General features: G+C 57.8%; 18 protein-coding genes and 5 tRNA genes. 22 read left to right on the top strand and 1 reads right to left on the bottom strand.

From position 1 onward, the window contains the following. Window positions 1–2,277, top strand: coding sequence for a phosphoenolpyruvate--protein phosphotransferase (ptsP, locus tag A8C75_RS21585; RefSeq protein ID WP_067386447.1), 2,277 nt, complete (start codon window positions 1–3; stop codon window positions 2,275–2,277). A 10-nt stretch (window positions 2,278–2,287) separates the two neighbouring features. On the opposite strand, the gene A8C75_RS21580 is transcribed toward ptsP, so the two are convergent. Next, entirely contained in the window at window positions 2,288–3,094 is an 807-nt protein-coding gene (locus A8C75_RS21580) for an NRDE family protein (RefSeq protein ID WP_067386445.1), read from the bottom strand. A 177-nt stretch (window positions 3,095–3,271) separates the two neighbouring features. On the opposite strand from A8C75_RS21580, the gene A8C75_RS21575 reads away from it, so the two are divergent. The 21 genes from A8C75_RS21575 (at window position 3,272) to rpoC (ending at window position 22,693) form a co-directional block, all read left to right on the top strand. Next, complete coding sequence (locus tag A8C75_RS21575) at window positions 3,272–4,075, top strand: sulfite exporter TauE/SafE family protein (RefSeq protein ID WP_067386443.1); 804 nt, start codon at window positions 3,272–3,274, stop codon at window positions 4,073–4,075. 18 nt (window positions 4,076–4,093) lie between these two features. After that, window positions 4,094–4,888 carry a prolipoprotein diacylglyceryl transferase gene (lgt, locus tag A8C75_RS21570; protein ID WP_067386441.1) on the top strand — a complete coding sequence of 265 codons (795 nt, stop codon included), beginning with the start codon at window positions 4,094–4,096 and terminating at the stop codon, window positions 4,886–4,888. A 143-nt stretch (window positions 4,889–5,031) separates the two neighbouring features. Next, window positions 5,032–5,874: a thymidylate synthase gene (locus tag A8C75_RS21565; protein ID WP_067386439.1), complete on the top strand. Its 843-nt coding sequence runs from the start codon at window positions 5,032–5,034 to the stop codon at window positions 5,872–5,874. Between the two features lie 9 nt (window positions 5,875–5,883). Then, window positions 5,884–6,393: a dihydrofolate reductase gene (locus A8C75_RS21560; protein WP_067386436.1), complete on the top strand. Its 510-nt coding sequence runs from the start codon at window positions 5,884–5,886 to the stop codon at window positions 6,391–6,393. 73 nt (window positions 6,394–6,466) lie between these two features. Beyond that, a complete protein-coding gene (gene birA / locus A8C75_RS21555; protein ID WP_067386434.1) occupies window positions 6,467–7,441 on the top strand; it encodes a bifunctional biotin--[acetyl-CoA-carboxylase] ligase/biotin operon repressor BirA in 975 nt (324 codons plus the stop codon). Beyond that, window positions 7,438–8,175 carry a type III pantothenate kinase gene (locus A8C75_RS21550; RefSeq protein ID WP_067386432.1) on the top strand — a complete coding sequence of 246 codons (738 nt, stop codon included), beginning with the start codon at window positions 7,438–7,440 and terminating at the stop codon, window positions 8,173–8,175. The genes birA and A8C75_RS21550 overlap by 4 nt, the downstream gene beginning before the upstream one ends. Window position 8,176: 1 nt before the next feature. Continuing rightward, window positions 8,177–8,848, top strand: coding sequence for a hypothetical protein (locus A8C75_RS21545; RefSeq protein ID WP_067386430.1), 672 nt, complete (start codon window positions 8,177–8,179; stop codon window positions 8,846–8,848). A 35-nt stretch (window positions 8,849–8,883) separates the two neighbouring features. Then, window positions 8,884–8,959, top strand: a tRNA-Thr gene (locus tag A8C75_RS21540). 25 nt (window positions 8,960–8,984) lie between these two features. Beyond that, window positions 8,985–9,068, top strand: a tRNA-Tyr gene (locus A8C75_RS21535). A 24-nt stretch (window positions 9,069–9,092) separates the two neighbouring features. Continuing rightward, window positions 9,093–9,167, top strand: a tRNA-Gly gene (locus A8C75_RS21530). An 8-nt stretch (window positions 9,168–9,175) separates the two neighbouring features. After that, window positions 9,176–9,250, top strand: a tRNA-Thr gene (locus A8C75_RS21525). 92 nt (window positions 9,251–9,342) lie between these two features. Then, window positions 9,343–10,566 (top strand): elongation factor Tu, encoded by a 1,224-nt coding sequence (gene tuf, locus A8C75_RS21520; protein WP_067386410.1) that lies wholly within the window; start codon window positions 9,343–9,345, stop codon window positions 10,564–10,566. Between the two features lie 63 nt (window positions 10,567–10,629). Next, window positions 10,630–10,705, top strand: a tRNA-Trp gene (locus tag A8C75_RS21515). Between the two features lie 57 nt (window positions 10,706–10,762). Continuing rightward, entirely contained in the window at window positions 10,763–11,131 is a 369-nt protein-coding gene (secE, locus tag A8C75_RS21510) for a preprotein translocase subunit SecE (protein ID WP_067290783.1), read from the top strand. A gap of 12 nt (window positions 11,132–11,143) precedes the next feature. Further along, complete coding sequence (gene nusG / locus A8C75_RS21505) at window positions 11,144–11,677, top strand: transcription termination/antitermination protein NusG (protein ID WP_067386427.1); 534 nt, start codon at window positions 11,144–11,146, stop codon at window positions 11,675–11,677. Between the two features lie 108 nt (window positions 11,678–11,785). Then, complete coding sequence (gene rplK / locus A8C75_RS21500) at window positions 11,786–12,220, top strand: 50S ribosomal protein L11 (protein ID WP_067386425.1); 435 nt, start codon at window positions 11,786–11,788, stop codon at window positions 12,218–12,220. Continuing rightward, a complete protein-coding gene (gene rplA / locus A8C75_RS21495; RefSeq protein ID WP_067386423.1) occupies window positions 12,220–12,915 on the top strand; it encodes a 50S ribosomal protein L1 in 696 nt (231 codons plus the stop codon). Before rplK ends, rplA begins: the two co-directional genes overlap by 1 nt. A gap of 252 nt (window positions 12,916–13,167) precedes the next feature. Next, entirely contained in the window at window positions 13,168–13,662 is a 495-nt protein-coding gene (rplJ, locus tag A8C75_RS21490; RefSeq protein WP_067386421.1) for a 50S ribosomal protein L10, read from the top strand. A 64-nt stretch (window positions 13,663–13,726) separates the two neighbouring features. Continuing rightward, window positions 13,727–14,098, top strand: coding sequence for a 50S ribosomal protein L7/L12 (gene rplL / locus A8C75_RS21485; protein WP_067386419.1), 372 nt, complete (start codon window positions 13,727–13,729; stop codon window positions 14,096–14,098). A gap of 173 nt (window positions 14,099–14,271) precedes the next feature. Continuing rightward, window positions 14,272–18,372: a DNA-directed RNA polymerase subunit beta gene (gene rpoB, locus A8C75_RS21480; protein WP_067386417.1), complete on the top strand. Its 4,101-nt coding sequence runs from the start codon at window positions 14,272–14,274 to the stop codon at window positions 18,370–18,372. Window positions 18,373–18,439: 67 nt separating this feature from the next. Continuing rightward, window positions 18,440–22,693, top strand: coding sequence for a DNA-directed RNA polymerase subunit beta' (gene rpoC, locus A8C75_RS21475; RefSeq protein WP_067386415.1), 4,254 nt, complete (start codon window positions 18,440–18,442; stop codon window positions 22,691–22,693). Window positions 22,694–22,711 lie beyond the last annotated feature (18 nt).

The raw sequence follows: 22,711 nt of genomic DNA, 5'->3' as shown, positions 1-22,711 counted from the left end.
ATGCTCGAAATACTGCGCAAGATTGTACAGGAGGTCAGCGCAGCGCCGGATCTTGATTCGGTGCTCGACCTGATCGTGCGCAGAATACAGCGTGCCATGCGGACACAGATGTGCTCTGTGTATTTGTTTAATACCAAAAAGCAGCGCTACATCCTGATGGCGACCCAGGGGCTGAACAAGGATGCCGTGGGGACGGTCAGTCTGTCCGCCTCCGAGGGTATCGTTGGGTTGGTGGGTCAGCGGGCTGAGCCCATCAATCTGGAAGACGCCGCCAAGCACCCTGCGTTTATTTATCTACCCGGTACCGGCGAAGAGCGTTTTCACTCCTTTCTTGGCGTGCCGATCATCCATCAGCGTGATGTTCTGGGCGTGCTGGTAGTACAGCAAAAGGAACGCCGGCGCTTCGATGAAAACGAAGAGGCTTTTCTGGTCACGGTTTCTGCCCAGCTGGCAGGGGTTATTGCCCATGCCGAGGCAACCGGTTCCATTCAGGACGTCAGCGGCAGTCGTCGTGGTGCTGTGATTGAAAGCCGCTTTGAAGGCGTGTCGGCTGCCCCCGGTGTGGCCATTGGCCCTGCCGTGGTCATGGCGCCGCCGGCGGATTTGAATGCTGTCCCCGACAAGCCGGCGACTGATATAGAGGCCGAGATAGCGCTCTTTGTGCGCGCCCTTGAGTCCGTGCGTCACGATATCCGCGTGGTGGGTCGCACCTTGTCCAAACGCCTGCGTACCGAGGAGCAGGCACTGTTTGATGTGTATCTGCGCATGCTGGATGACAACGCCCTGGCCGGCGAAGTCGTCGACAAAATCCGTTTGGGTAACTGGGCGCAGGGTGCGCTGCGCGAGGTGATCAAGGCGCATATCCGCGAGTTTGACGCCATGGATGACCCCTATCTGCGCGAGCGAGCGACCGATATCCGCGATCTGGGGCGGCGTGTGCTGGCCTATATGCAGGAAGCCGCGCCCAAGCAGATCAACTATCCCGATAATACCATTCTGGTCGCGGATGAACTCACCCCGGCGATGCTGGGTGAAGTCCCCACCGAGAAGCTGGCAGGTCTGGTGTCGGTGCATGGTTCCGGTAACTCCCACGCCGCCATCCTGGCGCGCTCGCTGGGTATTCCCACCGTCATGGGGGTGCTGGATCTGCCCTATACCCAGATTGAGGCCCGGGTGCTGATCCTGGATGGTTACTCCGGGCGTGTGTACGTGAACCCGTCGGATGAAATTCAGCAGGTTTACCGTGACATCATGCGTGAAGACAGCGAAGTCGCCGCAGGCCTGGAGCAGCTGCGGGACAAGGCCGCCGAGACGTCCGATGGCTACAACATGCCGCTGTGGGCCAATACGGGCCTGGATATCGATGTGAAGCGGGCGCTGGAACGCGGTGCTGAGGGTATCGGGCTCTATCGTACCGAGATTCCCTTCATGATCCGGGATTTCTTCCCCAGCGAGCAGGAGCAGTTGCAGACCTATCGTTCTCAGTTGGCGGCCTTCGCGCCGCGCCCGGTGACCATGCGCACCCTGGATATTGGTGGCGACAAGGCACTGCCGTACTTCCCCATCAAGGAGGAAAATCCCTTCCTGGGCTGGCGCGGTATTCGCGTGACACTGGACCACCCGGAGATTTTCCTGGTGCAGGTGCGGGCCATGCTGCGAGCCAACGAAGGTCTGGGCAACCTGCGTATCATGCTGCCGATGGTGACCAGTGTGCATGAGGTGGACGAGGCCAATCGCATGATCGATCGGGCCGTGAATGAGCTGCGCGAAGAAGGTCATATCACCGAGCGCCCGCCGGTGGGCGTAATGGTGGAGGTGCCGGCGGCGGTCTATCAGGTGCGCCGTTTTGCCCGGCGCGTTGATTTTATTTCTGTGGGCTCCAACGACCTGACCCAGTATCTGCTGGCGGTGGATCGCAACAATCCCCGGGTCGCGGGTCTCTATGCGCCCTATCACCCGTCGGTACTGCGGGCGCTGGAATATATCGCCGAGGAAGCGCACAAGGAAAACGTGCAGGTGTCCATCTGTGGTGAAATGGCCTCAGACCCCTGCGGCGCCATTCTGCTGATGGCCATGGGGTATGATGTACTGTCGATGAACTCCACCAATATTCCCCGGGTGAAGTCAGCCATTCGTGGTATTACCCATGTGCGTGCCTGCGGTCTGCTCAGTCAGGTGCGGGGTATGGATGATGCTGAGGAAATTCATCTGCTGCTGCGTAACACTCTGCAGGAGTTGGGGCTGGGGCAGTTGTCGCGACCCACTCTTCCCCGATAGCCACAGTGCTTCAGTCGCGGGGTCTGGAGCCGAACAGCGGCAGCTGCAGTTCGTAGTGTCGTACTTCGGTGGGCCCTTTGGCATCGAAACTCTGCTCGTAAAAACAGCTGTTCCCCTGGTAGTCCTGCAGCAATACCGTGGTGGCCCTTGTGCCGTATGTCTCCAGCTGGATAAAGCAGGGTGACAGGCGGCGCTCCAGTTCAAGGCTGATGCCGGTGTCGGGCAGCTGTGCATCCGGCGCCTGGCTGCGTGCCGCCAGCACTTCGGTCAACTGCGCTGCCAGTAGCAGGCGGTCCTGGCGGGCGGAAATAGTGTCCAGTGCGGCGCTGAGTGCATCGCGCGCCTGGTGCACTTTCGGCCAGGGGCTGTCGAGCAGTGCGTTGCTCAGGCCATAGATGCCGGGGCGAAGGCGCTCGGGTACCCGTCCGCGGTTCGACAGATAGTACAGACCTTCGATATCCCCCAGCAGAAGATTGAAAGCACCGTAGTGTGGCCCCTGTTCGGCGTAGTGCTGACTGATGCTGTCTGCCGATTCCCCGGAGAGCAGAAAATCCCGCGTCAGGTGTCCGCGCGAGTGCAGTGCCGGGTTCGCCTCTGCGCGGCCATCACGGTAGTTGGTCACGGCGCTGAGTCTGCCGCTGCGGTGAATGCCGAGCCAGGTGCCGCCCTGTTCCAGGTCCTGCCCGGCGATCAGGTCGCTGTGCTGTGCCCAGGGTGCGGCTCCCAGGGTCGGGCGGCCATAGGCTTCATCGCGGTTGGCGATCAGCATCAGGTTGTAGTCGGGATGGGACTGGTAGGCGAAGGTCATCAGGCACATAAATCGACTCTCTGGCGAAGCGGCTTGCCCGCGGGCGCTGGTGTGCGGCGGATGTCGGTTGCCAGTCACGCCCCATAGGCTACTATAGCAGCCTGTCGGACTTCCCCTGGCTACGATCGGCCAAGCCCGGCAGGCTGCTAGGCGACTTTATCATTACTACTGCAGGGATGTTCCATCATGCTGTTGACCCTATCGATGTATCTGGCACTGGGTGCCGCCGCGGGTGTGACGGCCGGGCTCTTTGGTATCGGCGGCGGCTTGCTGATCGTGCCGGTGCTGGTATTTTCCTTTGGCGCCCAGGGAATTTCGCCGGAGATTCTCACTCACATGGCCGTGGCGACCTCGCTGGCGACCATTGTGGTCACCTCGATTAGCTCCATACTGGCCCACCACAAGCGCGGCGCTGTGCGCTGGGAGCTGTTCCGGCCGCTGGGGTTGGGCATCTTGCTGGGTGCCTTTCTGGGGGTCAAGACCGCCGGTCAGCTGCCGGGTGAAGTACTGCAAATGCTGATTGGCAGTTTTGCATTACTGGTGTCCCTGCAAATGGCTTTTGGTGCCAAGCCTTCGGAGAGCCCGGGGGACGCGCCAAAGCCCGCAGGGCTCGCCGTCGCCGGTGGCCTGATTGGCTGGGCGTCGGCCCTGTTCGGGATCGGCGGCGGTACCCTGACGGTGCCCTACCTGAGCTGGCGTCATGTACGCATGCAACAGGCGGTGGCAACCTCTGCCGCCTGCGGACTGCCAATCGCGCTGATGGGGGCTTTCAGCAATGTGCTGGAAGGCTGGGGACATGAGGCGCTGGTGGACTGGAGTCTGGGGTATGTTTACCTGCCGGCCTTCGCCGGTATAGTGCTGACCAGCCCGTTCTTCGCACGCCTGGGGGCACGCTGGGCCCACAGGCTGCCGGCGCCGGTACTGCGACGCATTTTTGCGGCTTTTCTCGCCCTGGTGGGCTTGCGTTTTCTGCTCGGCAATCTGCTCTGAACAAGGACTGAGTTACTTATGTGGGTACATGATATAAATCCGATCGCACTGGATCTGGGTTTTCTGCAGATACACTGGTATGGCCTGATGTATCTGGTGGGCTTTGCCGCCGCCTGGTGGCTTGGCGTGCAGCGGGCCCGGCGTGCGGGCTCTGGCTGGACCGAGCAGCAGGTGTCCGATCTTATTTTCTGGGGAGCCGTTGGGGTGGTGCTCGGTGGTCGTGCCGGTTACGTGCTGTTCTATCAGTTTGACTATTTTCTGGCCAATCCGCTGTGGCTATTCCATGTCTGGGAGGGCGGCATGTCCTTCCACGGTGGCCTGATCGGCGTGCTGGTGGCGCTCTGGCTGTTCGGGCGCAGGCAGGGCAAGAGCTTTTTCGAGATGGGGGATTTTACCGCACCGCTGATACCGATCGGCCTGGGTGCCGGTCGGGTGGGTAATTTTATAGGCGGTGAGCTCTGGGGGCGGGCGACCGACCTGCCCTGGGGCGTGGTGTTCCCGCGCGCCGGTGATGGCGTGCCGCGGCATCCATCGCAGCTGTATGAGTTTGCTCTGGAAGGCGTGCTGATGTTCGCGCTGCTGTGGTGGTTCTCGGCCAGGCCGCGCCCGCGTATGGCGGTGTCGGGACTCTTCCTGCTTTTATATGGCAGCTTCCGCTCGCTGATAGAACTGGTGCGCCAGCCTGATGAGCAGCTGGGCTTCCTGGCCTTTGACTGGCTGACGATGGGGCAGCTACTATCCGTGCCCATGGTGCTGATGGGGGCCTTGTTGATGCTGCTGGCCTACCGGCGGGCGGACTGCAGGGTCTCCTAATGTGCTGAGCGGTGCCGCGCCTGCTCAGGCCGCCTGGCTGATCAGGGCGCCCTGCTGTAAAAAGTAGCCAGGCGATCATCGTACGGCTTCGTATAGAATAGCCTCTGGCCTGAATGACCCGCATGATTTGAATGGGAGTAACGATGCAACAGTATCTGGATCTGATGCGCGATATTATCGCCAATGGCACCGACAAGGGCGATCGTACCGGCACCGGTACAAGGTCTTTGTTCGGGCGTCAGTTGCGCTTCGATCTGTCGGCCGGCTTTCCGCTGCTGACCACCAAGAAAGTCCATATCAAGTCGGTGGTGTATGAGCTGCTGTGGTTTCTCAGCGGCAGCACCGACAATAACTGGCTGCAAGAACGCGGCGTCAGTATCTGGAACGAGTGGGCGCTGGAAAATGGCGACCTTGGCCCGGTATACGGCAAGCAGTGGCGCTCCTGGGCCTGCCCCGATGGGCGCACGGTTGATCAGATTTCCGAGCTGGTGGCGCAGATAAAGCGCAACCCCAATTCCCGCCGTCTGATCGTCAGTGGCTGGAATCCGGCGGACCTGCCGGATGAAAGTCTGAGCCCGCAGCAGAACGTCGAAAACGGCAAGGCCGCGTTGCCGCCCTGTCATACTCTGTTTCAGTTCTATGTCGCCGAGGGTCGGCTTAGCTGCCAGCTGTATCAGCGCAGTGCCGATTACTTTCTTGGCGTGCCGTTCAATATTGCGTCCTACGCGCTGTTGACCCATATGCTGGCGCAGCAGTGCGATCTTGAAGTGGGCGACTTCGTGCACACCTTCGGTGATGTACACTTGTATCAGAACCATCTGAACAATCCGGCCATCGTCGATGAGCAGCTGTCCCGTGTGCCGGGGGTCTTGCCGCAGCTTAAAATCCTGCGCAAGCCAGCATCGCTGTTCGAGTATGAGTTTGAGGATTTCGACTTTGTTGACTATGACCCGCGGCCGGGTATCAAAGCGCCGATCGCAATTTGAGGGCATAAAATGAAAGTGGCAATTATCGTGGCGCAGGCCCGCAATCGGGTGATCGGCATTGATAACCGGATGCCGTGGCATTTGTCGACTGATCTTAAGTATTTTAAAGAGGTCACGTCCGGCAAACCTGTGATCATGGGGCGCAAGACCTTTGAGTCCATAGGGCGGCCCTTGCCGGGACGGAAAAATATTGTGGTGACGCGCAATGCAGCTTGGCAGCATGAAGGCGTTCAGACGGCGATGACGCTGCCGCAGGCTATTGGCCTGGCCAGAGACCACTGTGCCGAGTCCGGTGCGGCTGAGGTTATGGTCATTGGTGGTGGCCAAATTTATGCACAAGCCTTGCCTCAGGCAGATCTGCTTTATATCACTGAGGTGCAGGCGGAGCTGGAGGGTGATGCCACCTTCCCGGAGCTTGATCTGAGCGAATGGGTGCAAGCAGGCCCGTCGATTGATCATGTGGCTGACGAGCGAAACAGCCACGACTTCCGCATTTCAACGTGGCGCCGCACGCAGTAGCCAGTACCTGATCACCTCTATTGGCGCCGATATAACGCGGGGCCGGTCTTGTTTGTAAAAAAGGATTTACTCTATGACGACCCGATCGTTGTTGTCTATCCTGGCTGACGGCCTCTTCCACTCCGGACAGGAGCTGGGCGAGCAGCTGGCAGTCAGTCGTAGTGCGATCTGGAAACAGATGCGCAAGCTCGAAGAGCTTGGCATTGAAATCTACAGTGTGAAAGGGCGCGGTTATCGTCTCCCCGGTGGGCTGGATCTGTTGAGTGTTGACGCCTTTGCGGCGGCGCTGGACGGAAAAGTGGCCGCACAGCTGGGGGATATGCAGTTCGATCTGTCGATTCCGTCCACCAACCTGCTGGCCATGCAACAGCTGCAGCAACAGCCCGGGCACGGACGTCTGTATGTCGCCGAACAGCAGACCGCGGGCCGTGGCCGGCGGGGGCGCGCCTGGGTCAGCCCCTTTGCGCGCAATCTCTACTTTTCGCTGGTGTGGCGCTTCCCTCAGGGGGCGGCCTCGCTTGAGGGGCTGAGCCTTGCGGTTGGTTTGGGCCTGGCCCGTGGTCTGGCGCGCCTGGGCCTGGAGGGGGTTGAGCTGAAATGGCCCAACGACCTGCTGTGGCAGGGGCGCAAGCTGGCGGGTGTGTTGCTGGAAGTCAGCGGCGAAGCCTCGGGTGATTGTCAGGTGGTGACAGGTGTGGGGCTGAATATTGCCATGCCGCAGGAGTTGGCCACGGACATTGATCAGCCCTGGGTTGATCTGCAGCAGATCTGCGGCACAGTGCCGTCCCGTACCCAGGTGCTGGCGGCGCTGATAAACGAGCTGGTGCCAGTGCTGGCTGCCTTTGCCGAGTCGGGCTTTGAGCCGCTGGTGGATGAGTGGCAGGCGCTGGACGCCTGTCGTGATCAGCGCGTGTCGCTGAACTTTGGTCTCAATGCGGTGGAGGGGATCTGTCGCGGTGTGTCGGGCAGTGGTGCCCTGATGCTGGAGACTGCCGCAGGGCTCGAGAGCTTCCACGGGGGAGAAGTCAGTCTCAGGCGTCTGTCATGATTCTGGATATCGATATCGGCAACAGCTTCCTTAAATGGCGCTACGCCTGCCCTCAGCAAGGCTGGGTGCGCGGGCGCCTGCTCACGCGTCAGCTTGAGGCTGCTCAATTTGAGCCGGCACAGTTCGACTGCTGGCCTGATGGAATTTCCCGGGTGCGTGTGGCCTGTGTCGCAGGCACGTCGGTCGAGGCCCGGATCGCGGATTATTGTCGCCAGCGCTGGTCGCTGGAGGCGGAATTCGCCCGTGTGCAGGAACTGACGGCTGGCGTGCGCAACAGCTATGCCGACCCTGCTCGCATGGGGGTCGATCGCTGGATGGCTATGCTGGCGGGATACCATCAGGCCGGTGCTGAGGTCTGTGTGGTGGACTGCGGCAGCGCCATCACCATCGACTTTGTCGGCGCTGATGGTAGGCATCGTGGCGGTTACATTGTGCCTGGCGTACGCCTGATGGCCTCCAGTCTGCTGGCCAATACCGCCCGGGTAATCGCCGACCAGGCGGTGGATGAGTTTGATCTGACGCCTGGTACTCATACCTCGGCGGCGGTATTTCATGGTATCAACTTTGTATTCGATGCTATCGCTCAGCGTTTGCTGGCCCAGCTTGGGTCGGATTATCCGGGCGCTGTGCTGCTGATTACCGGCGGTGATGGCGAGCTCTTCACCCGTCTGGCGGCTCAGGGCGAGTACTGCCCTGATCTGGTGCTGGATGGCCTGCACTGGGCGCTGAACTAAGATGTTGCGCTGGCTGTTTCTGTTGCTGTTACTGGTGAATGCCGTGGTGCTGCTGTGGGCGGCGCTGATGCAGCGTGACGCTCGTGAATCGCTGCCCGAGAGGGTGGAGCAGGGCGCTTCGGTGCGGCTGCTGTCAGAGGTGGATGTAGGGCAGTTGCGGGAGCTGAGTCAGTCGCAGTTGCAGGCTCAGTCTGGGGTGCAGCAGTCGCTCTGTGTGTCCTATGTCGGCTTGCCGGCGCGTGCCGATGCCGAGCAGGTGGCGCAGCTGATGCAGCGCTATGGCCTGTTGCCGGTGATCGAGCAGGAGGATATTCGCTTGGCGGAGGGGTTTGAGCTGGTGCTGAATGTGCCTGCGGACCCACAGGAGCGCATTGCGCTGATCGAACGCCTGCAAGCGGTGGATGTGGTGCCCGAGAGCAGCCCTCAGGGCTCGCAGCTACGGCTGGGGCGCTATGACTCCGAGGCGCAGGCCGAGGTCGCTGCCGTGCGCTTTCGGGATACCGGTCTTGCCCCTGAGCTGAAGGTGCTTGATCGTACTCAAGAGCTGTTTGCGGTGCTGCTTCCGGTCGATTCTGATCGAGATTTGTTCAATAAAATCAATCGAGTGCTCGAAAAGTCGCACCCAGGCATAAAAATAGAGAAAAAAGTTTGTAAAGGGGTTGCAACACCATAAGTCGATCAGTACTATACGCCCCACTTCGACGCTGAGCCGGTATAGCTCAGCTGGTAGAGCAACTGACTTGTAATCAGTAGGTCCGGGGTTCGACTCCTCGTGCCGGCACCATGTTCAGCGGCGAAGTAGGTAGTAAGGTGAGGTTCCCGAGTGGCCAAAGGGATCAGACTGTAAATCTGACGCGCGAGCTTCGGTGGTTCGAATCCACCCCTCACCACCATCTACTACCAGATTTTGCCGGTAGGCGGGTATGGTATAGTGGCTATTACCTCAGCCTTCCAAGCTGAAGAGGCGGGTTCGATTCCCGCTACCCGCTCCAGCAGTTGTGCTCATGTAGCTCAGGGGTAGAGCACACCCTTGGTAAGGGTGAGGTCGGCGGTTCAATTCCGCCCATGAGCTCCATAATTTGATGAAGGGTAGATATAGAAATATGTCTGCCCTTTGTTGTATTTGTCGTTCCGGAATTTCATTCAACGCTATCAGGAATCTGGCTGATGGGTAAGAAAGCATTTGAACGTAACAAGCCGCACGTAAACGTCGGCACCATCGGTCACGTCGACCACGGTAAAACCACTCTGACAGCCGCGCTGACGCGCGTTTGTTCTGAGACCTGGGGCGGCTCTGCCGTTGCCTTCGACGGTATCGACAATGCTCCTGAAGAGCGTGAGCGCGGCATTACCATCGCGACTTCGCACGTTGAGTACGAATCTCCGAGCCGTCACTACGCGCACGTTGACTGCCCGGGACACGCCGACTACGTCAAGAACATGATCACCGGTGCGGCCCAGATGGACGGCGCTATCCTGGTATGTGGCGCAACTGACGGCCCTATGCCGCAGACTCGCGAGCACATCCTGCTGTCGCGTCAGGTTGGCGTACCTTTCATCGTTGTCTTCCTGAACAAGGCTGACCTGCTGGCTGAAGATTGCGGCGGCGTTGAGTCTGAAGAATACGCTGAAATGCTGGAACTGGTAGAAATGGAGCTGCGCGAGCTGCTTGATGCCTACGACTTCCCGGGTGACGACACGCCGATCATCGCTGGTTCCGCTCTGATGGCCCTTAACGGCCAGGATGACAACGAACTGGGTACATCTGCTGTCCTGAAACTGGTTGATGCGCTGGACAACTACATCCCGCAGCCTGAGCGTGCAATTGACCTGCCGTTCCTGATGCCAGTGGAAGACGTCTTCTCCATCTCCGGTCGCGGTACTGTTGTAACCGGTCGTGTAGAGCGTGGCATCCTGAAAGTGGGCGACCAGATCGAGATCGTTGGTGTTCGCGATACTCAGGTTACCACCTGCACGGGTGTTGAAATGTTCCGCAAGCTGCTGGACGAAGGTCGTGCAGGCGAGAACGTTGGCGCGCTGCTGCGTGGCACCAAGCGTGACGACGTTGAGCGTGGTCAGGTTCTGTGCAAGCCGGGTTCTATCAAGCCGCACACTCAGTTCGAAGGCGAAGTCTACGTACTGAGCAAAGAAGAAGGCGGACGTCACACTCCGTTCTTCAAAGGCTACCGTCCACAGTTCTACTTCCGTACCACAGACATCACCGGCGCCTGTGAGCTGCCGGAAGGTGTTGAGATGGTAATGCCGGGTGACAACGTGCAGATGTCCGTTACCCTGATCAACCCGATCGCCATGGAAGAAGGCCTGCGTTTCGCGATTCGCGAAGGCGGCCGTACCGTTGGTGCGGGTGTTGTAGCGAAAATCATCGCCTAATTGAAAATTAGGTGTTGCCAAGTGGTAGGGGCGGGCATATAATTCGCGTCCCTATTACGCAGTAGGCCAGTGGCTCAATTGGCAGAGCAGCGGTCTCCAAAACCGCAGGTTGGGGGTTCGAGTCCCTCCTGGCCTGCCACTTTCAATCGGAAGTGGCGTCAAATTAGCGCAAGCTTATCTTAGCTGAGGCTACAAAGTGATCTCTAAAGCAGTCCCTGTGGAATCAAAATTCGATGGCCTTAAATGGCTTGTCGTTGTCCTGGTGGTAGCGGCGGGTGTGGTTGGGAACTCCATGTTTTCCGATCAGTCACTGTTCTATCGCGCTGTTGCGCTGATAGTTCTGGCTTTGCTGGCTGGATTTGTGGCGTTAAACACTGCAAAGGGAAGATCGTTTTTTAACCTGTTCAAGGAAGCCAAGACCGAAATCCGCAAGGTGGTCTGGCCGACGCGACAGGAAACCCTGCAGACGACTCTGATGGTTGTTGTAGTGGTGCTGATTGTTGGGCTCCTGTTGTGGGGTCTGGATTCGCTTCTGGGTTGGTTTGTGTCTGGTGTAATCGGTTAAGGAGTTTTTTGTATGGCAATGCGTTGGTATGTCGTCCATGCGTACTCCGGTTACGAGAAGCGTGTAATGAACTCGCTGAAAGAGCGGGTTGAGCTTTACAACATGCAGGAGAAGTTCGGTGACATCCTGGTTCCGACCGAGGAAATCATCGAAATTCGTGATGGCAAGAAGCGCAAGTCTGAGCGCAAGTTTTATCCGGGCTACGTGCTGGTTCAGATAGACATGGAAGACGAGGCGTGGCATCTGGTCAAGAATACGCCGCGTGTATTGGGTTTTATCGGCGGTACCGCCGACAAGCCGGCACCCATCACCGAGAAAGAGGCGCAGGAAATTCTGCGTCGCGTCGAGAGTGGTGTCGACAAGCCGCGGCCGAAGACTCTCTTCGAGCCGGGCGAGATGGTACGTGTTGTGGATGGTCCCTTCGCCGACTTTAACGGTGTGGTGGAAGAGGTCAACTACGAGAAAAACAGGCTCCATGTGGCGGTGCTGATCTTTGGTCGCTCCACACCTGTAGAGCTGGAATTTGCTCAGGTCGAAAAGGCCTGATCAAACCCCTTTGAATTCGGATTGCCCTGGTTGCGTTTACGCAGCCGGGGCTTTCCATTGTCGAGAATGGGGAGCCGCAAGGCGTTTGAACCCTGAAGGAGTAGCTTAATGGCTAAGAAAATTAATGCTTATATCAAGCTGCAGGTAAAAGCTGGTCAGGCTAACCCAAGTCCGCCAGTCGGTCCTGCGCTGGGTCAGCACGGCGTTAACATCATGGAATTCTGCAAGGCGTTCAACGCCGCGACCCAGGGCATTGAGCCAGGTCTGCCGACTCCTGTTGTTATCACAGTCTACAGCGACCGCAGCTTTACCTTTATTACCAAGACGCCTCCGGCGGCCATTCTGCTGAAAAAAGCAGCGGGCCTGAAGAGCGGTTCCAGCCGTCCGAACACCGAGAAAGTCGGTAGCGTGACGCGTGCTCAGCTGGAAGAGATTGCGACCATCAAAATGCCGGATCTGACTGCCGGTGACATGGATGCAGCTGTTCGCACCATCGCGGGCTCTGCGCGCAGCATGGGTCTTGTAGTAGAGGGTGATGAATAATGGCTAATCTGTCCAAGCGTCAGAAAGCAATCAACGCAAAAGTCGTAGCGACCAAGCTGTACGCAATCGACGAAGCCGTCGCTCTGCTGACTGAACTCTCCACTGTGAAGTTCAAAGAGTCTGTAGACGTTGCTATCAACCTGGGTGTTGATCCACGTAAGTCCGACCAGGTTGTACGTGGTTCCACCGTACTGCCACACGGCACTGGCAAGACTGTACGTGTTGCTGTTTTCGCCCAGGGCGAAAATGCCGAGAAAGCCAAGGCTGCCGGCGCTGACATCGTAGGTTTTGAAGATCTGGCTGATTCCATCAAGGCCGGTAACCTGGACTTCGGTGTTGTTATCGCTACGCCTGATGCCATGCGTGTTGTCGGTCAGCTGGGTCAGATCCTTGGCCCGCGTGGTCTGATGCCTAACCCTAAGGTTGGCACTGTAACCATGGACGTCGCTACGGCTGTTAAAAATGCCAAGGCTGGTCAGGTACGTTTCCGTACTGACAAGAACGGCATCATTCACGCGGGCGTAGGTCAGGCTGACTTCGCATCCGGTTCCGTGAAAGAAAACATCGAAGCACTGATCGCCGACCTGAAAAAGCTGAAGCCAGCTTCTTCCAAAGGCATCTATGTGAAGAAAGTGACCCTGTCCACTACCATGGGCCCGGGTCTGACTATCGATCAGGCTTCCCTGAGCGTTTAAGTCACCCCTTGAAAGGTTTTTTGAGGGTCTTCGTGACCTGGTAAACAGATACGAAGGCCGTCAAAGACCGCAGGTGGTATGACCTGCACCAGTCAGTTGTCGGTGCAAGGATATACCTTAATGGTTTGCCGGCCTGCGCAGACGGTGAGATTCAAACCTTGGATCTATAAAACCACCGTGCTCAAGCCGGGTTCTGCATGACAGATCCCGGTTGTTGGTAAACAGTCGAAAGACTCAATCCAGGAGTTTATCGTGGCATTAGGACTAGAAGACAAAAAGGCGATCGTTGCCGATGTCCAGCTAGCTGCTCAGAATGCTCTGTCGGCCGTCGTGGCCGATTCCCGCGGTGTTACCGTTGGAAAGATGACAGAGCTTCGCCAGCTGGCTCGTGACAATGGCGTATGGCTGAAGGTTGTGCGTAACACCCTGGCCCGCCGTGCGATCGAAGGTACAGCTTATGAGTGTCTCGCAGACACTTTCGTTGGCCCGACTATCATTGCATTCTCAAACGAACACCCGGGTGCCGGTGCGCGCATTCTGCGTGAGTTCGCCAAGGGCAATGACAAGTTCGAGCTGAAGGCTGCTGCCTTTGAAGGCAACAAGGTAGACATCGCGATGCTGGCAAGCTTGCCGACATACGATGAAGCCCTTGCCAAGCTGATGAGCTGCATGAAAGAAGCCGCAGCCGGCAAGCTGGTACGTACCATCGCCGCCGTACGCGAGCAGAAAGAACAGGAAGCTGCCTGAGTTTCTCAGCTGCTTTGTTAACCGATTTTACGAGCAATCGCTCCAGATTTTCAGGAACTGAATCATGTCTCTGACTAAAGAAGATATCCTCAACACCATCGCTGAAATGTCTGTAATGGACGTTGTTGAACTGATTTCCGCCATGGAAGAAAAGTTCGGCGTATCTGCTGCAGCTGCCGTTATGGCTGGCCCAGCTGGCGATGCTGCTGCCGCTGTTGAAGAACAGACTGAATTTGACGTTGTTCTGACCGCTGTTGGCGACAAGAAAGTTAACGTCATCAAGGCTGTTCGTGCTGCTACAGGCCTGGGCCTGAAAGAAGCCAAAGAAGTGGTTGATACCGCTCCTTCTACCGTTAAGGAAGGCTTGAACAAGGACGACGCTGAAGCGCTGAAGAAAGCGCTGGAAGAAGCTGGCGCCACTGCAGAGCTCAAGTAATAGCGTCTATGCATTCAGAGCGGCTGAACGCTGTTCAAAGTGCTATGGCTGGTGGCGAATCGCCACCGGCCTTTTTCCGTTATTTATAGACAGCAAATAAATGACGGTGATACAGACTGGAAGGTCCCCTTCTGGGCTGGTTCGCAACTTGGTGCACATGCTGGGGAACACTGATGGCTTATTCATATACTGAGAAGAAACGCATCCGCAAAGACTTTGGCAAACTGCCACAAGTTATGGATGTGCCTTACCTGCTGGCTATCCAGCTCGATTCCTACCGTCGATTCCTGCAGTTTGGTGGAGACGCCGGCGAGCGTCGCGAAGAAGGTCTGCACGCTGCATTCAATTCCGTATTCCCGATCCAGTCCTACTCCGGCAATGCTGCGCTGGAATATGTGACTTATCGTCTCGGTGAGCCGGTTTTTGATGTAAAAGAATGCCAGATGCGTGGCGTGACCTATGCCGCACCCTTGCGAGTCAAAGTGCGCCTAGTGATTTATGATCGCGAATCCAGCACCAAAGCGGTCAAGGATATCAAGGAGCAGGAAGTCTACATGGGCGAAATGCCGCTGATGACTGATAACGGCACTTTTGTCGTTAACGGTACTGAGCGCGTAATCGTTTCCCAGTTGCACCGCTCACCTGGCGTGTTCTTTGACCACGACAAGGGCAAGACCCATTCATCCGGCAAGCTGCTGTACTCCGCGCGTATCATTCCTTACCGCGGTTCCTGGCTGGACTTCGAATTCGATCCAAAGGATAACCTGTTCGTACGTATCGACCGTCGCCGCAAGCTGCCTGCGACTGTGCTGCTGCGTGCCCTGGGTTATCAGACAGAAGAAATCCTGGATATCTTCTTCAATAACACTACCTGGTCCCTGACTGATGACAGCATCCGCATGGAACTGGTGCCGGAGCGTCTGCGTGGCGAAACCATGTCGTTCGAGATCAAGGATCCCGAAGGCAATGTAGTCGTTGAAGCAGGTCGCCGCATTACCCCGCGCCACATCAGCAAGATGGCGCAGGCTGGCATGACCGAGCTGGAAGTTCCGATGGAATACCTGGTTGGCAAGGCAATGGCGAAAGATGTCGTTGATCCGGCCACCGGTGAAGTCATCGCCCTGTGCAACGCCGAAATCACCGAAGATCTGGTGAACAAGATGCGTGCCGTGGGTCTGACAGCCTTCGAAACCCTGTACACCAATGACCTGGATACCGGTGCGTTCATCTCCACGACGCTGCGTGTCGACAGCACCCGCAGCCAGATCGAGGCGCTGGTCGAAATCTACCGCATGATGCGTCCAGGCGAGCCGCCGACCAAAGAGTCTGCCGAGTCCCTGTTCGAAAACCTGTTCTTCACTGATGAGCGCTATGACCTGTCTGGCGTAGGCCGCATGAAGTTCAACCGTCGACTGGGCCGTGACGAAATTACAGGGCCTGGCGTGCTGAGCAAGGAAGACATCCTTGCGGTCATGGAAACCCTGATCGCTATTCGCAACGGCGATGGCGTTGTCGATGACATCGACCACCTGGGTAACCGTCGTATCCGTTCCGTCGGCGAAATGGCCGAGAACCAGTTCCGTGTCGGTCTGGTCCGCGTTGAACGCGCCGTGCGTGAGCGTCTGTCCATGGCAGAGTCCGAGAACCTGATGCCGCAGGATCTGATCAACGCCAAGCCGGTTGCGGCGGCGGTGAAAGAGTTCTTCGGTTCCAGCCAGCTGTCCCAGTTCATGGACCAGAACAACCCGTTGTCCGAGATCACGCACAAGCGTCGTGTCTCCGCACTGGGCCCAGGCGGTCTGACCCGTGAACGCGCAGGCTTTGAAGTCCGCGACGTACATCCGACCCATTACGGTCGTGTCTGCCCGATCGAGACCCCTGAAGGTCCGAACATCGGTCTGATTAACTCCCTGGCTGTGTATGCGCGCACCAACGATTACGGTTTCCTTGAAACACCGTACCGTCGCGTTGTTGAAGGTCAGGTTACCGACGATATCGATTACCTGTCGGCGATCGAAGAGAACAAGTACGTCATCGCTCAGGCTTCGGCCACGATGGATGAGAACAAGCGCCTGGTCGATGACCTGGTTGCCGTGCGTCACCTGAACGAATTTACCGTTATGGCGCCGGACAAAATCCAGTACATGGACGTATCACCGCGTCAGGTGGTCTCCGTTGCTGCATCGCTGATTCCGTTCCTCGAACACGATGACGCCAACCGCGCCCTCATGGGTTCCAACATGCAGCGTCAGGCTGTACCGACACTGCGTGCTGACAAGCCGCTGGTAGGTACCGGCATGGAGCGCAATGTTGCGTCCGACTCCGGTGTCTGTGTTGTTGCCAGTCGTGGCGGCGAGATCGAGTCGGTGGATGCGGGTCGTATCGTGGTACGTGTGCACGATGACGAAGTTCAGGCGGGTGATGCCGGTGTCGACATCTACAACCTGACCAAGTACACCCGTTCCAACCAGAACACCTGCATCAACCAGCGCCCGATCGTGCGCCCGGGTGATGCTGTGCAGCGTGGCGACATCATGGCTGACGGCCCGTCCGTCGACATGGGCGAGCTGGCCCTGGGTCAGAACATGCGCATCGCCTTCATGCCCTGGAACGGTTACAACTTCGAAGACTCCATCCTCATCTCCGAGCGTGTGGTGCAGGAAGATCGCTTCACTACCATCCACATTCAGGAACTGACCTGTGTGGCGCGTGACACCAAGTTGGGGCCAGAGGAAATCACCTCCGACATCCCCAACGTCGGTGAATCCGCCCTGGCCAAGCTGGACGAGTCCGGCGTGGTACATATAGGTGCTGAAGTTGGACCTGGCGACATCCTGGTCGGCAAGGTAACACCCAAGGGTGAAACCCAGCTGACGCCGGAAGAGAAGCTGCTGCGTGCGATCTTCGGTGAGAAGGCGTCCGACGTTAAGGATACCTCCCTGCGCGTCAAGACCGGTACCATCGGCAAGGTTATCGATGTTCAGGTCTTCATCCGTGACGGTGTGCCCAAGGACGAGCGTGCGCTGTCCATCGAGAAGAGCGAGCTGAACGCCATTCGCAAGGACCTTAACGACGAATTCCGTATCGTCGAGCAGGCTACCTTCGAACGTCTGGCCAAGGTCATGGTTGGTCTCAAGGCTGACGGTGGTGCTGGTCTGGCCAAGGGCGAAGAGATCACCGAGTCCTTCCTGGATGCGCTCAAGCATTCCGAGTGGTTCAAGATTCGCGTGTCTGACGAAGCCGTATCCGAGCAGCTCGAACTGGCGCGCAAGCAGCTGGAAGAGCGTCGCGAGAACCTCGACAAGCGCTTTGAAGACAAGAAACGCAAGCTGCAGACCGGCGACGATCTGGCACCTGGCGTACTGAAAATCGTCAAGGTTTACGTTGCTACCAAGCGCCACGTACAGCCGGGCGACAAGATGGCAGGCCGTCACGGTAACAAGGGTGTTATCTCCGTTATCATGCCGGTTGAAGACATGCCTTACGATGAGAACGGCGAGCCGGTCGATATCGTACTGAACCCGCTGGGTGTACCCTCGCGTATGAACGTCGGACAGGTTCTCGAAACCCACATGGGTGCCGCCGCCAAGGGGCTGGGTCGCAAGATCAACGAGATGCTGGAAGTCGAGCGTGCCAAGGCCGAGAAGGTCAAGGAACTGCGTTCTTTCCTGGGCGAGATCTACAACGGCGATCACGGCGCGGGCAAGGCCTGCCGTCACGAAGGTCTGGAAGACTTCACTGATGCCGAGATCCTCGACCTGGCGCACAACCTGCGCGGCGGTGTACCGATCGCGACGCCGGCGTTTGACGGTGCCAAGGAAGTCGAACTCAAGACTCTGCTGCGTCTGGCAGGCCTTGATGAAAGCGGCCAGGTAAGCCTGTTTGACGGTCGCAGCGGCGAGAAATTCGACCGCAAGGTGACCGTGGGTTACATGTACATGCTGAAGCTTAACCACCTGGTAGACGACAAGATGCACGCGCGTTCTACCGGCTCCTACAGCCTCGTTACACAGCAGCCGCTGGGTGGTAAGGCGCAGTTTGGTGGCCAGCGCTTCGGTGAAATGGAGGTCTGGGCCCTGGAGGCGTACGGCGCAGCCTACACCCTGCAGGAAATGCTCACCGTCAAATCCGATGACGTCAATGGTCGTACCAAGATGTATAAAAACATCGTCGATGGTAACCATCAGATGGAACCGGGCATGCCGGAGTCCTTCAACGTGCTGATCAAGGAGATTCGTTCTCTCGGTATCGATATCGAGCTTGAGAACGATTAAGGATTAACACAATCACGTGGCGGGCGCTGCGCGCGTCTGCCCACTACTCCGCGAGGGGCCACCGAACATGAAAGATTTGCTGAATCTGCTGAAGTCCCAGGGACAGTCTGACGAGTTTGACTCGATCAAGATCTCCCTGGCTTCACCGGAAATGATCCGCTCTTGGTCATTCGGTGAAGTGAAAAAGCCGGAAACGATCAACTACCGTACCTTCAAGCCCGAGCGCGAAGGCCTTTTCTGCGCCAAGATCTTTGGCCCGGTAAAGGACTACGAGTGCCTGTGTGGCAAGTACAAGCGCATGAAGCACCGCGGTGTGATCTGCGAAAAATGTGGCGTTGAAGTCACCCTGGCCAAGGTGCGCCGTGACCGCATGGGTCATATCGAACTGGCGAGCCCGGTTGCGCACATCTGGTTCCTGAAATCCTTGCCGTCCCGTATCGGCCTGATGATGGACATGACGCTGCGCGATATCGAGCGCGTGCTGTACTTTGAGTCCTTCGTTGTTATCGATCCGGGCATGACCACGCTTGAGCGTGGCCAGCTGATGAATGATGAGCAGTATTTCGAAGCGCTGGAAGAATTCGGTGACGATTTCGATGCCCGCATGGGTGCCGAAGCCGTACAGGAACTGCTGCTGTCCATTAACCTGGAAGAAACCATCCAGCAGCTGCGCGAAGAGATCCCGGCGACCAACTCGGAAACCAAGATCAAGAAGCTGTCCAAGCGCCTCAAGCTGATGGAATCCTTCTACAAGTCGGGCAACAACCCGGCCTGGATGATCATGAGTGTGCTGCCCGTGCTGCCGCCGGACCTGCGTCCGCTGGTACCGCTGGATGGCGGCCGTTTCGCGACCTCGGATCTGAACGATCTGTACCGTCGCGTGATCAACCGCAACAACCGTCTGAAGCGTCTGCTGGACCTCAACGCGCCTGATATCATCGTGCGCAACGAGAAGCGCATGCTGCAGGAAGCGGTCGATGCGCTGCTGGATAACGGCCGTCGCGGTCGTGCCATCACAGGTTCCAACAAGCGCCCGCTGAAATCCCTGGCCGACATGATCAAGGGCAAGCAGGGTCGTTTCCGTCAGAACCTTCTGGGCAAGCGTGTCGACTACTCCGGCCGTTCCGTTATCGTGGTCGGGCCGTACCTGCGCCTGCACCAGTGCGGTCTGCCGAAGAAAATGGCGCTGGAACTGTTCAAACCGTTCATCTTCTCCAAGCTTGAGCTGCGTGGCTATGCCACCACCATCAAGGCTGCCAAGAAGATGGTCGAGCGCGAAGAGCCGCTGGTCTGGGATATCCTGGACGAAGTTATCCGCGAACATCCAGTCCTGCTGAACCGTGCACCGACACTTCACCGTCTGGGTATCCAGGCGTTTGAGCCGGTTCTGATCGAAGGCAAGGCCATCCAGCTGCATCCGCTGGTCTGTGCTGCCTACAACGCCGACTTTGACGGTGACCAGATGGCGGTACACGTACCGCTGACCATCGAGGCGCAGCTGGAAGCCCGTGCGCTTATGATGTCCACCAACAACATCCTGTCGCCCGCCAACGGCGAGCCGATCATAGTACCGTCCCAGGACGTGGTACTGGGTCTGTACTGGATGACCCGTGAGCGCGTTAACGCTCTGGGTGAAGGCATGGCCTTCGCGGACATTGAAGAAGTGGCCCGTGCCCACGGTGCCAAGCAGGTTGACCTGCAGGCCCGCGTCAAAGTACGTATCCACGAAGTTATCAACGACATCGAAGGCAACGTCGAAGAGCGCACAGAGATCAAGGAGACCACCGTTGGTCGTGCCTTGCTGTTCGCCATCGTGCCCAAGGGTCTGCCGTTCTCGCTGGTTAACCAGTCGATGAAGAAGAAGGCGATCTCGCGTCTGCTGAACGAGGCGTACCGTCGCTGTGGTCTGAAAGATACCGTTATCTTTGCCGATCAGCTGATGTACACCGGTTTCCGTCAGGCGACTGTGTCCGGTTCCTCTATCGGTGTGAATGACTTCGTTATTCCGGATGAAAAAGGTCGGATTATCGACGATGCCGAGAATGAAGTTAAAGAAATCGAGCGTCAGTTCTCCGACGGTCTGGTAACCCAGGGCGAGAAGTACAACAAGGTTATCGACATCTGGTCCCGTGCGAACGAAGTGCTGGCCAAGCGGATGATGGATAACCTGCGCACCGAGCCGGTACTGGATGCCGACGGTGAGATCGTCAAGGACAGCGAAGGCAAGGACCTGATTCAGGAATCCTTTAACTCTGTCTACATGATGGCCGACTCCGGTGCTCGAGGCAGCGCCGCTCAGATCCGTCAGTTGGCGGGTATGCGTGGTCTGATGGCGAAGCCGGATGGCTCCATCATCGAAACGCCTATCACCGCGAACTTCCGTGAAGGTCTGAACGTACTGCAGTACTTCATCTCGACCCACGGCGCACGTAAGGGTCTGGCGGATACGGCACTGAAAACGGCGAACTCCGGTTACCTGACACGTCGTCTGGTCGACGTCGCCCAGGATCTGGTTATCACCAACGAAGACTGCGGCACCGAAAACGGCCTGCTGCTGACGCCGCTGATCGAAGGCGGCGACGTAGTCGTACGTCTGGGCGATCGTGTGCTGGGTCGTGTCGTTGCCAACGATATCCTGGATCCGTCCGGCAAGGATGTGCTGATCGACGCCGGCACTCTGATCGACGAAGCCTGGGTACATCGTCTGGAGAATGACGAGCGTTATTCCTCAATCGACGAGATCGTGGTGCGCTCCGCCATTACCTGTAACGAAACCCACGGCATCTGTTCTGCCTGCTATGGTCGTGACCTGGGTCGCGGACATCTGGTTAACCGCGGTGAAGCCATTGGTGTAATCGCTGCTCAGTCTATCGGTGAGCCGGGTACCCAGCTCACCATGCGTACCTTCCACATCGGTGGTGCGGCTTCCAGGGCGGCGGCTGTTGATAGCATTCAGGTGAAGAACGGCGGCGAAGTTCGTCTGCATAACCTGAAGTTCGTAGAACGTCTGGATGGCAAGCTGGTCGCTACATCGCGTTCCGGTGAGCTGGGTGTGACCGACGAGCACGGCCGTGAGCGTGAGCGCTACAAGCTGCCGTACGGTGCCGTGATCAAGGTGAAGGAAGGTGCCATGGTGAATCCGGGCGACATCGTCGCCAACTGGGATCCGCATACGCATCCGATCATCACTGAAGGCGCGGGTCGTCTGCAGTTCCACGGCATGGACGACGGTGTTACCGTCAAGCGCCAGCAGGACGAGCTGACAGGTCTGTCTTCCATCGACGTACTGGAAGCCAAGGACCGTCCGCAGGCCGGCAAGGACATTCGTCCCATGATCAAGCTGATCAATAGCGACGGCAGCGACATGATGCACCCGGGTACCGATTCTCCGGTGCAGTACCTGCTGCCGCCCAAGGCGATTCTTAACCTGGCTGACGGCGCTGAAGTAGCTGTCGGTGATGTACTGGCACGTATTCCGCAGGAAGGCAGTGTCAACAAGGACATCACCGGTGGTCTGCCGCGCGTTGCCGACCTGTTCGAGGCGCGCAAGCCGAAGGAATCTGCGATCCTCGCGGAAATCTCCGGTGTCATGACCTTCGGCAAGGAAACCAAGGGCAAGCGTCGCATACTGCTGACGCCGCCTAATGGCGATCCGTTCGAAATCATGATGCAGAAGTGGCGTAACCTGAACGTCTTCGAGGGCGAGCAGGTTGAAACGGGTGAGGTCATCTCCGATGGTCCGTCGAACCCGCACGACATTCTGCGCATTCTGGGCGTCGGCGAGCTGGCCAAGTACATTGTGGCCGAGATCCAGGACGTTTACCGTCTGCAGGGCGTACTGATCAACGACAAGCACATCGAGGTTATTGTTCGCCAGATGCTGCGCAAGGTCGAAATCGTTACCTCCGGTGATTCCACCTTTATTCCGGGTGAGCAGGTTGAGTTCAGCGCTGTGGCAGAAGAAAACGCCGCGCTGGAAGCTGCAGGCAAGATTCCGGCTAAGTTCGAGCGAGTGCTGCTGGGTATCACCAAGGCATCACTGGCAACCGAATCCTTCATCTCCGCGGCCTCCTTCCAGGAGACAACCCGCGTACTGACTGAAGGTGCGGTAACAGGCAAGAAAGACTACCTGCGTGGTCTGAAAGAAAACGTTGTTGTTGGCCGATTGATTCCGGCCGGTACAGGTCTGGCGTATCACCGCGAGCGCAAGCGCAAGAAGCGTGCTGCCCAGGCTCAACCGGGTACAGCGACCGTGAGTGCGGAAGAAGTGCAACAGGCACTGACCGAAGCACTGAACGCTTCGTTGTCGGATTCTGAGTAATTTTTGGTCAGTAATTGA

The organism is Marinobacterium aestuarii, assembly GCF_001651805.1.
In the GTDB taxonomy this organism is placed as follows: Bacteria; Pseudomonadota; Gammaproteobacteria; order Pseudomonadales; family Balneatricaceae; genus Marinobacterium_A; species Marinobacterium_A aestuarii.
Note: the sequence above shows the minus strand (reverse complement) of the source record. Positions and strands in the feature narration are given on the sequence as shown.

What these genes read in the sequence shown, in the direction of transcription:
- ptsP (WP_067386447.1), top strand. Translation starts at nt 1, where the DNA reads ATGCTCGAAATACTGCGCAAGATTGTACAGGAGGTCAGCGCAGCGCCG.
- A8C75_RS21580 (WP_067386445.1), bottom strand. Translation starts at nt 3,094, where the DNA reads ATGTGCCTGATGACCTTCGCCTACCAGTCCCATCCCGACTACAACCTG.
- A8C75_RS21575 (WP_067386443.1), top strand. Translation starts at nt 3,272, where the DNA reads ATGCTGTTGACCCTATCGATGTATCTGGCACTGGGTGCCGCCGCGGGT.
- lgt (WP_067386441.1), top strand. Translation starts at nt 4,094, where the DNA reads ATGTGGGTACATGATATAAATCCGATCGCACTGGATCTGGGTTTTCTG.
- A8C75_RS21565 (WP_067386439.1), top strand. Translation starts at nt 5,032, where the DNA reads ATGCAACAGTATCTGGATCTGATGCGCGATATTATCGCCAATGGCACC.
- A8C75_RS21560 (WP_067386436.1), top strand. Translation starts at nt 5,884, where the DNA reads ATGAAAGTGGCAATTATCGTGGCGCAGGCCCGCAATCGGGTGATCGGC.
- birA (WP_067386434.1), top strand. Translation starts at nt 6,467, where the DNA reads ATGACGACCCGATCGTTGTTGTCTATCCTGGCTGACGGCCTCTTCCAC.
- A8C75_RS21550 (WP_067386432.1), top strand. Translation starts at nt 7,438, where the DNA reads ATGATTCTGGATATCGATATCGGCAACAGCTTCCTTAAATGGCGCTAC.
- A8C75_RS21545 (WP_067386430.1), top strand. Translation starts at nt 8,177, where the DNA reads ATGTTGCGCTGGCTGTTTCTGTTGCTGTTACTGGTGAATGCCGTGGTG.
- tuf (WP_067386410.1), top strand. Translation starts at nt 9,343, where the DNA reads ATGGGTAAGAAAGCATTTGAACGTAACAAGCCGCACGTAAACGTCGGC.
- nusG (WP_067386427.1), top strand. Translation starts at nt 11,144, where the DNA reads ATGGCAATGCGTTGGTATGTCGTCCATGCGTACTCCGGTTACGAGAAG.
- rplK (WP_067386425.1), top strand. Translation starts at nt 11,786, where the DNA reads ATGGCTAAGAAAATTAATGCTTATATCAAGCTGCAGGTAAAAGCTGGT.
- rplA (WP_067386423.1), top strand. Translation starts at nt 12,220, where the DNA reads ATGGCTAATCTGTCCAAGCGTCAGAAAGCAATCAACGCAAAAGTCGTA.
- rplL (WP_067386419.1), top strand. Translation starts at nt 13,727, where the DNA reads ATGTCTCTGACTAAAGAAGATATCCTCAACACCATCGCTGAAATGTCT.
- rpoB (WP_067386417.1), top strand. Translation starts at nt 14,272, where the DNA reads ATGGCTTATTCATATACTGAGAAGAAACGCATCCGCAAAGACTTTGGC.
- rpoC (WP_067386415.1), top strand. Translation starts at nt 18,440, where the DNA reads ATGAAAGATTTGCTGAATCTGCTGAAGTCCCAGGGACAGTCTGACGAG.